Below are 12,780 nucleotides of genomic sequence, written 5' to 3'. Positions count from 1 at the left end.
GCCCCGTCAGGCGTCCAGAACCTGGTTCTCCCGCCGCACGACGGGCGGTTCGACGCTCCACGGGAAGTTGATCCATTCATCCGTGCGCTTCCACACGTACTCGCACTTCACCAGCGAGTGCGACTTCTCGTAGATCACCGCGCTGCGTACGTCCGCCACGGTTCCCTGGCAGAAGTCGTGGACCAGCTTCAGGGTCTTGCCGGTGTCCGCGACGTCGTCCGCGATCAGCACCTTCTTGTCGGAGAAGTCGATCACGTTGGGCACCGGCGCCAGCATGACTGGCATCTCCAGGGTGGTGCCGACCCCGGTGTAGAACTCCACATTGACCAGGTGGATGTTCTTGCAGTCCAGGGCGTACGCCAGACCGCCCGCCACGAAGACACCGCCCCGGGCGATCGACAGCACGACATCGGGCTCGAACCCGTCGTCCGCGATCGTCTGCGCCAGCTCGCGGATCGCTCCGCCGAAGCGCTCGTACGTCAGGTTCTCCCGCACGTCACTCACGTATCTCTCAGACCTTCGCTATCCACATCCGCACGCCGCGAGCGGCGCTTCCCCACACCTGTGTCATATCCGCGTCACACCTGCGTACGGTGAAAGTTCTTGAAGGACCGGGACGGCGTCGGGCCGCGCTGGTCCTGGTAACGGGAGCCGTAGTGCGAGGAGCCGTAGGGGTGCTCGGCCGGCGAGGTCAGCCGGAACATGCACAGCTGCCCGATCTTCATGCCCGGCCACAGCTTGATCGGCAGCGTCGCGACATTGCTCAGCTCCAGCGTCACATGCCCGCTGAACCCCGGGTCGATGAACCCGGCGGTCGAATGTGTCAGCAGCCCGAGCCGCCCGAGGCTGGACTTGCCCTCCAGCCGGGACGCGAGATCGTCCGGCAGGCTGATGACCTCGTAGGTCGAGGCGAGCACGAACTCGCCGGGGTGCAGGATGAACGCCTCGTCGCCCTCCGGCACGACCTCACGGGTCAGATCGGGCTGCTCGACGGCCGGATCGATGTGCGGGTAGCGGTGATTCTCGAACACCCGGAAATAGCGATCGAGCCGCACGTCAATGCTCGACGGCTGCACCATCGACTCGTCATAGGGGTCGATGCCCACCCGACCGGCGTCGATCTCGGCCCGGATGTCCTTGTCTGAGAGAAGCACGCAGACGAGGATACGCGCCCGCACCACCCCGTCCGCACGACGAGGGCCCGGCCCCACCTGGGACCGGGCCCTCACCCGAAGCTTCCGCCTGCCTTCTGCCGCTTACGTCCGCTGTGCCTGTGACGTCCGCCGGCTTCCGCTCACTGTCGCTTGCTTCCGCTCGTCGCCGCTAGCGCTTCGTGTTCTCGACCGGCACCGCATGCCGGAGCCGGGCACAGCGCGGGCAGCGCAGCAGCCGCCCGGGGCCGAGCCGGCCGGTGGTCTGCATCGGGAACGAAGCGGTGCTGAACACGTGCCCCTCGGCACAACGTACGACGGTGCGCTCCATCAAGTCCCTCTCCCAAGTGCGTGGACAACAATTGCCACATTAGGGGATGAACTGGGCGCCGCCTCACGCGGCACTCCGACGCCCCACCGTACGCCTCAACTCCCGCGCCCCGCAGCCGCATCCCGCCCGGAGCGACACCTCACGGACCGCCCCCGGACATGCCAAATGCACCGCGACGGGGCGATGGGGTAGAGTGTGCGACGATGTTCCGCCCTCGGATCGAGGCGGGATTACGCGGGTGTAGTTTAATGGTAGAACATGAGCTTCCCAAGCTCAGAGCGCGGGTTCGATTCCCGTCACCCGCTCCATAGCGAAGGCCCAGGTCGAAGACCTGGGCCTTGTTTGTTGTTCAAGGCCTCAGGGCTCGACCGGCTCCCCAACCTCGTTGAATTGCACGGGACTTGGTGCATCATGCGGAAAGCGCGCTGGCGGGAGGCGCCGGTCTCGGGTGGCCGGCCGGACCGCGCCGCCGGTCAGGTCAACCCATGCTCTTGGCGCCGTCCAGGCACTCGCGGATGATGTCGGCGTGGCCGGCGTGCTGGGCGGTCTCGGAGATGATGTGCATCAGCACCCGGCGGGCCGACCACTGCTTGTCGGGCTCGAACCACGGCGCCTTCGGCAGCGGCTGGGTGGCACCCAGATCGGACAGGCCGGCGACCAGATCGTCGGTTCGGCGGGCCACCTCGGCGTAGTCGTCCAGCACGCCCGCCAACGTCTCCCCTGGCAGCATGCGGAACCCGTCGGCCCAGCGCGCCCGGTCGGCCTCGGTGATGGCGGTGAAGTCGGGCATCGCGGTCGGGCCGTCCAGGATGAAACCGACCCAATGCTGCTCAACAGCGGTGACGTGCTTGATCAGGCCGCCCAAGCACAGCTCACTGGCGGTGGTCCGCAGCCCCGCCTGCTCGTCGGTGAGGTCGCGGGTGGTGAAGCGCAGCATGTGCCGGTGCTTGGCCAGCATCGCCAACAAGTCCGCGCGCTCGCCGGTGGCTGCTGACGCGTGGGCCGTGGTGGTGGTCGACTCGATGGAGGTCATGATCTCCGCCTTTCTTGGTCCTGTTCCGCCGGACAGGACCAAGTTAGAGACCATGTAGGTCAGTAGCTGTCCTAGAGCCAGCCCCTAAGCCCGGGACTGCGACGCCGGGAAGGCGGGCGCGCGGATGAGGAGCAGCGTCAGCGCCCCTGCTGCAAGAACGCGGTGGGACTGGGCACTTGCGTCGGCGACTTCGCATTTGATGCCGGCGCGCTCGCGCCTGTCCGCGCATGGGGACGCGCGCGGCGCGTCATTGGCGGGGTAGTCGACGTACCCCGGAACGTCCACCTACAGGAGCTGCGCTCGCCGGGCACCTCCGAGGGGGACCGACCTACGTCACCCCTTGTCCTTCTTCACTTTGTACAGCTCGAGATCCCTGTTCACGAACAGGTGCACATAGCCGCAGCTCCAGCAGATCAGCCCGGTCGCCGACTCGTTCGCCCAGCCGAAGTTCATGAACTCCATGCCGGAACTGTTGAGCTTCACCTCGCGGTCCCGAAACAGATCGCCCTGGCAGAAAGTGCATTTGACCCACACGTTCCCGACAGCCGCACGTACAGGCTTGGCCACGCCCTCACCTCTCCCAAGAACAACCGGAGTGGCGCAACCGTCTCGCACACACCGCGCGGTGGTCAGCATAGTCAGGGGTCAAGGGATCGGACCGGGCCGGGAGCCGGAGGGGCCGGGAGCCGGAGCGGCCGGGGACCGGGAGACCGGCAGATCGGGAGACCGGGAGACCGGGCGCAGCCGGGCTGGGCGGCGCGTGCCGGGTCCCACCGACATCACCTTTCACCTTCTTGAGATAACCAGGTACTGTGCAATGCATGGAACCTGACATTGCAGGTAAGCCTGCCGCGGGCAAGGCGGAGAGCCAGCTCCGCAAGGGGGTGCTGGAGTACTGCGTGCTCGCGATCTTGCGGGACGGCCCTCGCTACGGCGTGGAGCTGCTGGAAACCCTCGGTGCGGTGAACGGCATGGTCACGAGCCAGGGGACGATCTACCCCTTGCTGTCGCGGCTGCGCCGTGACGGACTGGTGGAGACCCGCTGGCAGGAGTCCCCCAGTGGGCCGCCCCGGCGCTACTACGAGCTGACACCGTCGGGGCATGCGGCGCTGAAGGAGTTCACCGCGATCTGGCCGCACTTCCGTGACGCGGTCGACCACTTCATCACCGACTGACAGGAGACCACCATGACGATCACCGACCACCCGCTGGTGAAGAAGTACCTGGCCGCCGTGGCGCGTGAGACGGCCGGACTCAGCCCGGAACGCCGCAACGAGCTGCTGGCCGACCTGGAGGAACACATCGCGGTGGCCCTCGCGGAGGAGTCCGCCTCCGGGGACGACGAGATCCGCGCCGTGCTCGCACGCCTCGGCGATCCGCGCACGATCGCGGCCACCGCACTCGGCGAGGAGCTCCCCGCTGCGCCCGCGAGCCGAGGTCGCACCCTCGGCCCGCTGGTGCTGCTGGCGGCGTCCGGCCCTCTGACGGTCTTCGCACCCCCGCTGGGCGTCCCGGCCCTGATCGGCGCGATCTGGTGGCTGTGGTCCGCGCCGCAGTGGCGCAACCGCGACAAGGTGATCGGGACGGTGGCCGCCCTCGTGCCGCTGCTGTTCCTGGTGTCGCAGTGGGTGGTCCCCGCGGGCACGCTGAACTTCGGTCTCGGAGCATTCCTCCCGGTCCTCCTGGCCGTCCCGGCGCTCCCGACCGCCGCCGGCGTCTATCTGCTGCGGGCGGCGAGGCGCCAGGCGTGACGAGGATCCGCGTGGTGCCGATCGGTACGGCCGCGGCGCTGTTCACGGCGCCGGTCGGCTGATCCACAGATAGCCGATGCCGGTGGCTGTCGTCGATGGCTCCGATGACTCCGACGGCTCCCGACGGCTCCCGCACGGGTGGTAGCCGCCGCTCACCACCTACATCCAGCCCGCCCGACGAACTCCGAGAAGCCCCACCCGCAAGAGGAGAAGACGATGCACGCACAGCTCACCCACCAGATGGCCCTCGCTCCTACAGGCGGCATAGTGATCGGCTGCGTAGGAGCCGCTGCGGCCCTCGGCGTTCTCGCGTTGTACTTCGGCGCCCTGCTCGGCATCGTCAGGTCCGACCTCACCGGCGGGATGAAGCTGGTCTGGGTCGTGTTCGTCTTGATGGCCCCCTTCTTCGGGTGCCTGCTCTGGTACCTCGTCGGCCGCAACGCCCAGCGTCGGCCGGGCGTTGCCTGATTCCAAGGGCGCCCCATCGCCCGTGCCGTGCCGGGCCGGGCAGAGTCAGCGCAGCGCGGGTACGGCCCTCTCCCGCACCCACGTCGGCAGGTCGTACCAGCCGACAGAGGGGTACTTGGCATGCAGCGCCGGGATGTCCAGGACCACGGCACGCTTCTCGAAGAGCTCGGTCATCAGCCACAGCTCCTCGCCAGCGGAGCGGTCCACCGGCATCTGCTCGTAGCGCACGCCCTCGAACGCGGCGGCGATCTGGCTTCCGGTCGCTTCGAAGGACGCGATGTCGATGCGCTGTCCGGTGAATTCGGCAGTGCGCCCCAGCACATGGGCGGCGAACCTGCCGATGTCCTCGACGGAGATCCACTGCATGGGCGTCTCGGGCCGGGTGAAGAAGGAGGCCACGCCCTCGCGAAGCAGCGGCAGGCCCCAGGGCGCGATGAAAGCCTCCACGAACGCGGTCGGGCCGATGACCGTCCAGTCCAGGCCGCTCGCCTTCAGGTACTGCTCGACCTCGAACTTGCTCTCGTTGTGCGGGATGCCGGTGCCCCGGTCGGCGCCGGCTGCCGAGCTGTAGACGACGTGGGCGCCACCCGTATCGCGGACCGCGTCGATGAGGGCCTTGGCATGGCGGATCTCGCCGTCGACGCCGGCGCCGGCATACGGCGTGCCCATGACGAAGGCCGCGTCCACCCCGCGGAGGGCGGACCGCAGGCTGTCCGAAGAGCCGAAGTCGCCCTGCACCACCTCGGCGCCGAGCTTCTGTAATGCGACGGCGGCCTCGGAACCGGTGTGCCGGGTCATGGCCCTGACCCCGTGTCCCCGCGACAGCAGCTGTCGGGCGACGGCCCCGCCCTGCGTTCCGGTGGCGCCGGTGACCAAAATATTTGACATGTTCGGGAACATCCTTCTTTTGGGCTGAGTACGCACGTTGCGCACGCGCCGACCGTAGAACCTCGACTGCGGTTGAGGTAAAGGCGCGCCCTCGGCCTGCGGCTCGCAGCCCGCCGGTGTTCCCGGTTCGGTTTCGTTGCCGTGTCCCGAAGTGAGCGCCGCTAACGGTTGTTAGTGAGGCGTTATTCGTGCGCTAGCGGTCCCCGTGAGAGTCATACGCGTCCAAGGGCGTTGGTTGAGGGTCGCTGTGGTCTTCAGCTTTCGGCCCCGTTCGTCGAACAGGGGGAGCACATGGTGCAGAGGATGAGGTCGGGGGCGCTGCTGAGGGTGGGGGTGCCGCTCGCGGTTTGTGGGGCGCTGGCCACGGGGTTGATGGCGTTCGGGCCCGGGGCGGCGGCCGGCGAGGGAAACGGCTGGCCGGCGGGCGTGACTTCGGCGAGTAAGTCGCTCGCGACCCTCCGTTGAGGATTTCTCCTTTTTGAGTCGAGGCGGAACCTCAGCGTCCGTCTCCCCCTCTCTTTGGGCGTCCCACTTCTTTGGGCGTCCCACTCACCAGAACTTCGAACGAATGCGATGGGACCGTTATGCGTGAATACAGCCGCCGGGGGATCTTCGGACTCGGGATAGGAGCGGCGGCCGCGCTGTCCGTCGCAGGCTGCTCGTCCTCCGGGTCGTCGGGCTCCGACAAGGTCGGAACCAAGCCCGGCAGGAAAGCGCAGGCCAAGCCGATAGGCGATGGCTCCACCGCGTACACCGGCAAGCAGCCGAACCAGCCGCCCAAGCCGGAGAAGCTGGAGCCGGGTCAGAAGCCGCCGCAGTTCGTGGTCTTTTCCTGGGATGGTGCGGGTGAGGTCGGCAACGGCCTTTTCCCGCGGTTCCGCAAGCTGGCCGAGGACCATGACGCCTCGATGACCTTCTTCCTTTCCGGGCTGTACATGCTGCCCGAGTCGAAGAGGCGGATGTACCGGCCGCCGAACAATTCCGTCGGTGCCTCCGACATCCCTTTCCTCACCGATGAGCACGTCAAGATGACGATCAAGAACGTGCGCGCGGCGTGGCTGGAGGGCCACGAGATAGGCACCCACTTCAACGGCCATTTCTGCGGCGAGGGCTCGGGCTCGGTGAAGCACTGGACTCCTGCCCAGTGGGATGACGAGATCGAGCAGGCCATGGGGTTTGTCACGAAGTGGCGGACCAACACCGGGTTCACCGATCTCGAACCGCTGCCTTTCGACTACAGCAAGGAACTGGTGGGCGGCCGTACGCCGTGCCTGCTGGGGCAGGAGAACCTGCTGCCCACGGCGCGCAAGCGGGGCTGGCGGTACGACGCCAGCTCGCCCGGTGGCCTTCAGGTGTGGCCCACCAAGAAGCAGGGAATTTGGGACCTCCCGCTGCAGGGAATGCCGTTCCCCGGCCACAGCTTCCCGGTCCTGTCGATGGACTACAACATCATGGCCAACCAGTCGCAGAACTCGACCAAGGCCCCGCCGGCCAACTACCCGGGCTGGCGCAAGCAGGCCACCGACGCGTACATAGCCGGGTTCCAGCGGGCCTACGAGACCAACCGGGCGCCGTTCTTCGTCGGCAACCACTTCGAGCAGTGGAACGGCGGTATCTACATGGACGCCGTCGAGGAGGCGATCAAGCACATCGCCGGAGGGAAGAACAAGGACGTGCGGCTGGTGTCCTTCCGGCAGCTCTGCGACTGGCTCGACGCACAGGACCCACAGGTCCTCTCCGACCTGCGCCGGCTCGGGGTGGGGGAGAAGTTCATCGGGCGGGGCTGATGGCAGGGGAGGGGACGCTCTAGACGTTCTAGACGTTCAGACGGTCCCCGTCGGCGCTCCCCGCGTGGGGAGCGCCGCGCAGGCGTGTGTGCCGGGAACGGGCTACCGCGGGACGGTGAACAGGGCCAGTCCGCTGGACCAGTTGAGGCCGACGGAGACCACGCCGTCGAGGGAGACCAGCCGATCCCGGGGCGTTCCGGCGCCGGCTCGACGCAGGCCGACGGCATATCTCCGAAGGCACACCCGGAACTCCAACTGTCCGCTTCGGAGCGGGCGCTGGGGCTGCACATCGACGGCTTCGCGGCGACGGTCACAGAGGCGGCCGAGGAGTACGCCCCGCACAAGTTGGCCGCATACCTCTACCAGCCGGCCTCGCTCTACACCTCGTTCTTCGACAAGTGCCCGGTCCTGAAGGCGGACACCCCGGCCCAGGTGGAGAACCGCCTCTTCCTCTGCGACATCACGGCCAGGACCCTCCACCAGGGCATGGCCCTCCTGGGCATCCGCACCCCCGAACGGCTCTGAGCGGCTTCGGGAGACGCTCGGGCCGGTCACAGGAATCCCACAGGATTGCCCTCTAGCGTCGTGGCGCGGCCGGCCCCGCGCGGCGACAACCGCCGGGCGAGCGGTTGAGCCCGATGCGACCAGAGCGGAGTCCTGCATGTGCGCGGCGAAGCGCCTCGACCGCGTCCTCGTCGTCGACGACGACGCGGTGATCCTGCGTTCCCTCGGACGCGGCCTGCGCCTCAACGGCTTCGCCGTCGCACTCGCCGAGGACGGTGCGGCCGCCCTGACCGAACTGGCGGCCACACCCCCCGACGTGATCGTGCTCGATGTCTCCCTGCCCGGGACCAGCGGCATCGACATCTGCCGCACCCTGCGTGCCCACGGCGACGAGGTGCCGGTGCTGATGCTGTCCGCGCTGGACGAGCTGGCGGACCGGGTCGCGGGCCTCCAGGCCGGGGCGGACGACTACCTCGTCAAGCCGTTCGCGCTCAAGGAACTGGTGCTCCGGTTGCAGGCCCTGCTGCGCCGGCGCCCGCCCGGCGCGACGGACCTGGTGCGGATCGGTGACCTGGTGCTGGACGCGGCCGCGCGGGAGGTGACGTACGAAGGCGCCGAGGTGCGGCTCACCCGGCGGGAGTTCGAGCTGCTGGAGGTGCTCGCCCGCAACGCGGGGGTCGTGCTCACCCGCGACCAGCTCCTCGACCGGGTGTGGGGCTACGACTTCGACGTGCGCACCGACGCCGTCGACACGTTCGTCAGCTACCTGCGGCGCAAGCTGGAGGCCGGCGGCCGGCCGCGTCTCGTGCACACCGTCCGGGGAGTGGGCTTCGTGCTGCGCGCGGCCGGGCCGGAGGCCGTCCGATGAGGCTGTCGACGCGGATCGCCGTCGCGATGGGGGTCGCGGTCCCCCTGCTGGTCCTGGGCTCGGGGGCGCTGCTGCTGCGTCTGGTCACCCACGATGTGCACGCCGAACAGGACGCCCGTCTGCGGGAGCGGGCCGCGGTGCTGCTGCCGCTGGCCAGGGGGCTGCTGCGCAGCGAGGACGGCGGCCGGCCCCGGCAGACGGCGAACCAGGAGCGGCGGCTGCTCGCCGCCGGGCTCGACGTCGGGGTGCGGCTCACCACGGCCACCGGCGGGCGGACGCCGGGCCGGGTGGTGGCCGAGGCCGGTCCGCGGCCGGCCGACACGGTGTGGCTGCCGCCCGCGGCTCTCGAACCGGTGACGGTACGGAGCGGGGGGCACTCCTGGCGGGCGCTGTCGGTGCAGGTCGGCGGCGCGGGCGCGAAGGCAGCACGGCACGGCACGCTGTGGGTGTTCTCCTCCGGATCGGCCGGGAACGCCGAGATCGACACCGTACAGAAGCGCTTCCTGCTGGTGGCGTTGATCACCGCACCGCTGGCCGGGCTGGTCTCCCTGGCCATCGCCGAACGCGCCACGCTGCCGCTGCGGCGGCTCCAGCGTCGGGCCGGCGGCCTGGACCCCGGCACCAGTACGGCCCGCCTGGACCACGCCCCGTCGCGGATCACGGAGGTCGACGACCTGGCCGGCACCTTGCAGACGGTCCTGTCCCGCTACGACGAGCAGGCGGCACGGACCCGGGAAGCGCTGGCCACCGCCCGCGCCTTCGCCGCCACCGCCTCCCACGAACTGCGCACGCCCCTGATGGGCATGCAGACCAATCTGGACGTCCTCACCGACCACCCCGACCTCGACCCGGCCGAGCGCGCCGAGATCCTGGACGATCTGCACTCCGGGCATCAGCGGCTGATGGGCCTGCTGGTCGCGCTCCGGGCGCTGGCCCAGGGGGACCTGGTGGAAGCCGACGCGTTCGGCGTCGTGGACCTCTCGGAACTCGTCGCGGTGGCGGTGGCCGACCTGGCACGGCACCACCCCTCAGCCCAGGTCACCACCCAGCTCGCTCCAGGGCTGCGGCTGCACGCCTGGGAACCGGGCCTGCGGATGGCGGTCGACAACCTGCTCCGCAACGCGGTCGTCCACGGCGGCCGGCCGGGCGCACCGGCCCGGGTCGCCGTGGCCCTGCGGCCGAGCGGCCGGCCGGCGGACCCGGTCGCCGTGCTCACCGTGGACGACGACGGTCCGGGCATCGCGCCGGAGGAGCGCGCACAGGTCTTCCAGCGGTTCCGTCGGCGCCCGGACAGCCCGGGTTCGGGACTGGGGCTGACGCTGGTGGCGCAGCAGATCGCCCTGCACCGCGGCACGGTGCGGATCACGGACCGTCCGGACGGACCCGGCACCCGTATCGAGGTGCGGCTGCCCCGGACCGGGGACGCGGCGAACGACACCCGTACGCTCGAACTGCCGCTGCGCCGCGACTGGTTGAGCGAACTTCCGGCGCACGGGCGGCCCCGGAACCCGGCCGCGGGCTGAGCTCGGCCGGGCGGCCGCCCGCGGTCATCTCGTCCGGGACCTGGGCTCCCTGCCCACCCGGGCCGTGACCAGGGTCGTACCCGCCGAGCACGTCACCGAGCGGAACCGATCGCCGACCTCGGCCACCCAGAACGCGTCGGCGATCGTGAGCGCCTGGACGCGCAGGCCGCGCCGACGGGCGCGGAAGGTGGCCTCGACGACATCGGCACCGGGCGGCAGCTGCCCCCACGCCAGCGACCAGCGCGACGCCGAACGGCCGCTGCGCCGGCCGCCCCGCAGCGGGGTGACGCCGAGCGTGGTCAGGACGGACACGTCGATCAGCCCGGCCTCGCTGTGCACCTCCAGGGCGGGCCGGCCCGCGGAACCCCGGGCGATGCGCAGCAGCCAGCCACTGCGGGGCAGACGCAGTTCACCGGGCTCGGTGCGGGTGAGGGTGAGGGTGGGCGGTCCCGTCAGCGGGCGCTCGTCCGGCACAGGGAAGTCACCGAGGAAACCAGCCGAGGAATCGCCGAGGAAATCACCTGGGGAATCACCGCAGTTCACTGTGCCTCCTGGGGGCGACGTCCATGCGCTTCCGCGTCTTCGAGGGCTCGACGACCGGGAGCCTAGGAGCGTTCTTTGTGGATTCCCTGTGCCGCTCCGCCGGTCCCGTACGGCGCTCCGGCTCACAAGGTCTCCACAAAGAACGCTCCTACGTTCTGTGGCAGACGGCCCGTCCGCGACCGATGCGGAAGCAGTGGCCGTGTCCCACCACCGTGGAAAGGAGCACCACCATGCAGCGCCCCAAAACCGCCGTGGCCACCGCGCTCGCCGGACTCGCGCTCGCCGGTTCCCTGCTGAGCGCGGCGGCGCCGGCGAACGCGGCGGAATCCGGCGGCGGCCCGGCCGCTTCGCCCTCGAAGCAGACCTCGGACCACCAGCGGCACGCCCAGGGCAAGGGCGAAGGGAAGGGGAAGGGGAAGGGGAAGGGCATCTGTGCCCGGGTGCCCAGGCTGGAGAAGCGCATCGACCGGGCGCTCGCCCGGCTCAACGGCGGTGTGCACACCCGTGGTTCGATCGCACGGATGGAACAGCGGGTGAAGAACGCCCGCGCCAAGGACCACGACGAGGTCGCCACGTTCCTCCAGGACCGGCTCACCCGTCGCAAGCAGCTCAAGCCCGGCCTCACCCGTCAGCGCGGCGACCTCAAGGCCGTCGCGGAGTGGTGCTCGACCAGGGACAACTCCAAGGCAGGCGACGGCTCATGAGGCGGGCACAGGGCGCCGCAAAGCTGCTGATCGCGGCGGTCGCGGTACCGGCCCTGGCCCTGGCGGTCACCGGCTGCTCGGCGGCCGCCGGCGACCGTTCGTCGTCGTCCTCGTCGTCCGACCAGGAAGCGCAGATGCAGAAGAAGGTCGAGGACGCCGAGCGGGCGGCGGACGCGGCCGACGCCGACGCGGCCGAAGACCCGCGATAAGGGTCACGGTGGGAGGCGGGGGCGGCAGCCCGGGGAATTCCTCCCGGCCAGGCTGTCAGCCGGCGGCAGCCAGCCGCTCCCGCCACCACTCCACCGTCGCCTCGACCTGCTCGTCGACGGGTGTGGCCGAAACCGCGAATGCGGCTTCGCAGGCGCTGGAGTCCATGACGAACGGCCGGTCGAACTGGTAGCGGATCTCCTTCAGTTCGCGGATCAGCGGGGAGAAGAGCGATACGACACCCAGCACGGCCGGTGAGAGCCGGCGCACCGCGACGGGCCCCGTCCCCGACCGGGTGGCAAGGCGGTCGACCATCTCGCGGGTGGACCGCGCGGGCGCCGTCGGGACGTGCCAGGCCCGCCCCCAGGCGCGTTCCTCGTCAGCGACCCGGACCAGGGTCCTGGCCACGTCGGGGAGATAGCTCCAGCTGTGCGGGGCGTCCGGATCGCCGAGCGTGGCGACCGGCTTGCCGCGCAGCAGTCGTGGCATGACGCGCGCGGCGAGGTGCCCGCCATCGGTCACACCGGGCCCGAAGAAGTCCGAGGCCCGCACCTCGACCGCCTTGATACGGCCCTGCTCGTGCAGGTCCAGCGCCTGCTCCCAGACGGCGGCGCGCACCCGCCCCTTGGGCCCGGTGGCCGCGAGCGGCAGCTCCTCGGTCAGGGGACCGTCCACCGGACCGTAGCCGTAGAGGTTGCCCAGCATGACCAGGACGGCCCCGGTCGCCTCGGCCGCCGCGCAGAGCGACGAGGCCAGCGGCGGCCATTCGCTCGCCCAGCGGTGGTAGGGCGGGGCGGCGCAACTGTGGATCGCGGCCGCACCCCGCGTCGCCTCGATCAGTCGCGCACTGTCCGTCGCGTCCAGCGCGACATGCTCGATGCCGGGCTCCGGGCTGCGGCCCGACCTGGTGACGACCCGTACGGAATGACCTTTTTCGACGAGCAGCCGGGCGGTGGCCGCCCCGGCGGGCCCGAAACCTATAACGACATGAAGGCTCACATCCGCACACTAGCGCGGGTGCG

General features: G+C 70.0%; 16 protein-coding genes, 1 tRNA gene and 1 pseudogene. 10 read left to right on the top strand and 8 right to left on the bottom strand.

All coding sequences use genetic code 11. The annotated features are described in order from the left end of the window. Positions 1-6: 6 nt before the first annotated feature. From FCH28_RS35060 to FCH28_RS39805, 3 genes are all read right to left on the bottom strand, one after another. Positions 7-504 carry a phosphoribosyltransferase gene (locus FCH28_RS35060; RefSeq protein WP_136744425.1) on the bottom strand — a complete coding sequence of 166 codons (498 nt, stop codon included), beginning with the start codon at positions 502-504 and terminating at the stop codon, positions 7-9. 74 nt (positions 505-578) lie between these two features. Beyond that, positions 579-1,154, bottom strand: coding sequence for a dCTP deaminase (dcd, locus tag FCH28_RS35055; RefSeq protein WP_136744423.1), 576 nt, complete (start codon positions 1,152-1,154; stop codon positions 579-581). A gap of 169 nt (positions 1,155-1,323) precedes the next feature. Further along, positions 1,324-1,446 (bottom strand): hypothetical protein, encoded by a 123-nt coding sequence (locus FCH28_RS39805; RefSeq protein ID WP_281289784.1) that lies wholly within the window; start codon positions 1,444-1,446, stop codon positions 1,324-1,326. Between the two features lie 270 nt (positions 1,447-1,716). Here FCH28_RS39805 and FCH28_RS35050 point away from each other — a divergent pair. Then, positions 1,717-1,790, top strand: a tRNA-Gly gene (locus FCH28_RS35050). 170 nt (positions 1,791-1,960) lie between these two features. On the opposite strand, the gene FCH28_RS35045 is transcribed toward FCH28_RS35050, so the two are convergent. Both FCH28_RS35045 and FCH28_RS35040 read right to left on the bottom strand, forming a co-directional pair. Then, complete coding sequence (locus FCH28_RS35045) at positions 1,961-2,515, bottom strand: DinB family protein (RefSeq protein ID WP_136744421.1); 555 nt, start codon at positions 2,513-2,515, stop codon at positions 1,961-1,963. A gap of 333 nt (positions 2,516-2,848) precedes the next feature. Then, the gene (locus tag FCH28_RS35040) at positions 2,849-3,082 is read right to left on the bottom strand and encodes a hypothetical protein (protein WP_136744419.1); all 234 of its coding nucleotides are present in this window, start codon (positions 3,080-3,082) and stop codon (positions 2,849-2,851) included. A 254-nt stretch (positions 3,083-3,336) separates the two neighbouring features. Between FCH28_RS35040 and FCH28_RS35035 the strand changes: the two genes are divergently transcribed. The 3 genes from FCH28_RS35035 (at position 3,337) to FCH28_RS35025 (ending at position 4,734) form a co-directional block, all read left to right on the top strand. Beyond that, positions 3,337-3,690, top strand: a complete 354-nt coding sequence (locus FCH28_RS35035; protein ID WP_136744417.1) for a PadR family transcriptional regulator — start codon at positions 3,337-3,339, stop codon at positions 3,688-3,690. A gap of 12 nt (positions 3,691-3,702) precedes the next feature. Then, positions 3,703-4,266: an HAAS signaling domain-containing protein gene (locus FCH28_RS35030; protein WP_136744415.1), complete on the top strand. Its 564-nt coding sequence runs from the start codon at positions 3,703-3,705 to the stop codon at positions 4,264-4,266. A 216-nt stretch (positions 4,267-4,482) separates the two neighbouring features. Continuing rightward, a complete protein-coding gene (locus FCH28_RS35025) occupies positions 4,483-4,734 on the top strand; it encodes a PLD nuclease N-terminal domain-containing protein (protein WP_136744413.1) in 252 nt (83 codons plus the stop codon). Positions 4,735-4,779: 45 nt separating this feature from the next. Here the strand turns inward: FCH28_RS35025 and FCH28_RS35020 are convergent, their stop codons facing one another. Continuing rightward, complete coding sequence (locus FCH28_RS35020) at positions 4,780-5,622, bottom strand: NmrA/HSCARG family protein (protein ID WP_169314333.1); 843 nt, start codon at positions 5,620-5,622, stop codon at positions 4,780-4,782. Between the two features lie 584 nt (positions 5,623-6,206). On the opposite strand from FCH28_RS35020, the gene FCH28_RS35015 reads away from it, so the two are divergent. The 4 genes and pseudogenes from FCH28_RS35015 to FCH28_RS34995 all read left to right on the top strand — a co-directional run bounded on the left by FCH28_RS35015 (position 6,207) and on the right by FCH28_RS34995 (position 10,304). Then, positions 6,207-7,409 (top strand): polysaccharide deacetylase family protein, encoded by a 1,203-nt coding sequence (locus tag FCH28_RS35015; protein WP_136744409.1) that lies wholly within the window; start codon positions 6,207-6,209, stop codon positions 7,407-7,409. A 231-nt stretch (positions 7,410-7,640) separates the two neighbouring features. Next, positions 7,641-7,934 (top strand): annotated as a pseudogene (locus FCH28_RS35005) (DALR anticodon-binding domain-containing protein); the annotation flags it as partial. 136 nt (positions 7,935-8,070) lie between these two features. Then, a complete protein-coding gene (locus FCH28_RS35000) occupies positions 8,071-8,781 on the top strand; it encodes a response regulator transcription factor (protein WP_136744407.1) in 711 nt (236 codons plus the stop codon). Further along, positions 8,778-10,304 (top strand): sensor histidine kinase, encoded by a 1,527-nt coding sequence (locus tag FCH28_RS34995; protein ID WP_136744405.1) that lies wholly within the window; start codon positions 8,778-8,780, stop codon positions 10,302-10,304. Before FCH28_RS35000 ends, FCH28_RS34995 begins: the two co-directional genes overlap by 4 nt. Positions 10,305-10,328: 24 nt before the next feature. On the opposite strand, the gene FCH28_RS34990 is transcribed toward FCH28_RS34995, so the two are convergent. Next, positions 10,329-10,778, bottom strand: coding sequence for a hypothetical protein (locus FCH28_RS34990; RefSeq protein ID WP_136744403.1), 450 nt, complete (start codon positions 10,776-10,778; stop codon positions 10,329-10,331). Positions 10,779-11,077: 299 nt separating this feature from the next. On the opposite strand from FCH28_RS34990, the gene FCH28_RS34985 reads away from it, so the two are divergent. Next, a complete protein-coding gene (locus FCH28_RS34985) occupies positions 11,078-11,551 on the top strand; it encodes a hypothetical protein (protein ID WP_136744401.1) in 474 nt (157 codons plus the stop codon). Further along, complete coding sequence (locus tag FCH28_RS34980) at positions 11,548-11,760, top strand: hypothetical protein (protein ID WP_136744399.1); 213 nt, start codon at positions 11,548-11,550, stop codon at positions 11,758-11,760. Before FCH28_RS34985 ends, FCH28_RS34980 begins: the two co-directional genes overlap by 4 nt. 55 nt (positions 11,761-11,815) lie before the next feature. Here FCH28_RS34980 and FCH28_RS34975 read toward each other — a convergent pair whose 3' ends face one another. Next, complete coding sequence (locus tag FCH28_RS34975) at positions 11,816-12,757, bottom strand: NAD-dependent epimerase/dehydratase family protein (protein ID WP_136744397.1); 942 nt, start codon at positions 12,755-12,757, stop codon at positions 11,816-11,818. Between the last annotated feature and the right edge of the window lie 23 nt (positions 12,758-12,780).

Source organism: Streptomyces piniterrae (assembly GCF_005048155.1).
Classification (GTDB): domain Bacteria; phylum Actinomycetota; class Actinomycetes; order Streptomycetales; family Streptomycetaceae; genus Streptomyces; species Streptomyces piniterrae.
The sequence above is the reverse complement of the archived record's forward strand: the minus strand, read 5'-3'. Positions and strand labels throughout refer to the sequence as shown.

Excerpts from the sequence above, each read along its gene's own strand:
- FCH28_RS35025 (WP_136744413.1), top strand. The coding sequence starts at position 4,483 with ATGCACGCACAGCTCACCCACCAGATGGCCCTCGCTCCTACAGGCGGC.
- FCH28_RS35045 (WP_136744421.1), bottom strand. The coding sequence starts at position 2,515 with ATGACCTCCATCGAGTCGACCACCACCACGGCCCACGCGTCAGCAGCC.
- FCH28_RS35035 (WP_136744417.1), top strand. The coding sequence starts at position 3,337 with ATGGAACCTGACATTGCAGGTAAGCCTGCCGCGGGCAAGGCGGAGAGC.
- FCH28_RS35030 (WP_136744415.1), top strand. The coding sequence starts at position 3,703 with ATGACGATCACCGACCACCCGCTGGTGAAGAAGTACCTGGCCGCCGTG.
- FCH28_RS35020 (WP_169314333.1), bottom strand. The coding sequence starts at position 5,622 with ATGTCAAATATTTTGGTCACCGGCGCCACCGGAACGCAGGGCGGGGCC.
- FCH28_RS34985 (WP_136744401.1), top strand. The coding sequence starts at position 11,078 with ATGCAGCGCCCCAAAACCGCCGTGGCCACCGCGCTCGCCGGACTCGCG.
- FCH28_RS35015 (WP_136744409.1), top strand. The coding sequence starts at position 6,207 with ATGCGTGAATACAGCCGCCGGGGGATCTTCGGACTCGGGATAGGAGCG.
- FCH28_RS34980 (WP_136744399.1), top strand. The coding sequence starts at position 11,548 with ATGAGGCGGGCACAGGGCGCCGCAAAGCTGCTGATCGCGGCGGTCGCG.
- FCH28_RS35000 (WP_136744407.1), top strand. The coding sequence starts at position 8,071 with ATGTGCGCGGCGAAGCGCCTCGACCGCGTCCTCGTCGTCGACGACGAC.
- FCH28_RS34995 (WP_136744405.1), top strand. The coding sequence starts at position 8,778 with ATGAGGCTGTCGACGCGGATCGCCGTCGCGATGGGGGTCGCGGTCCCC.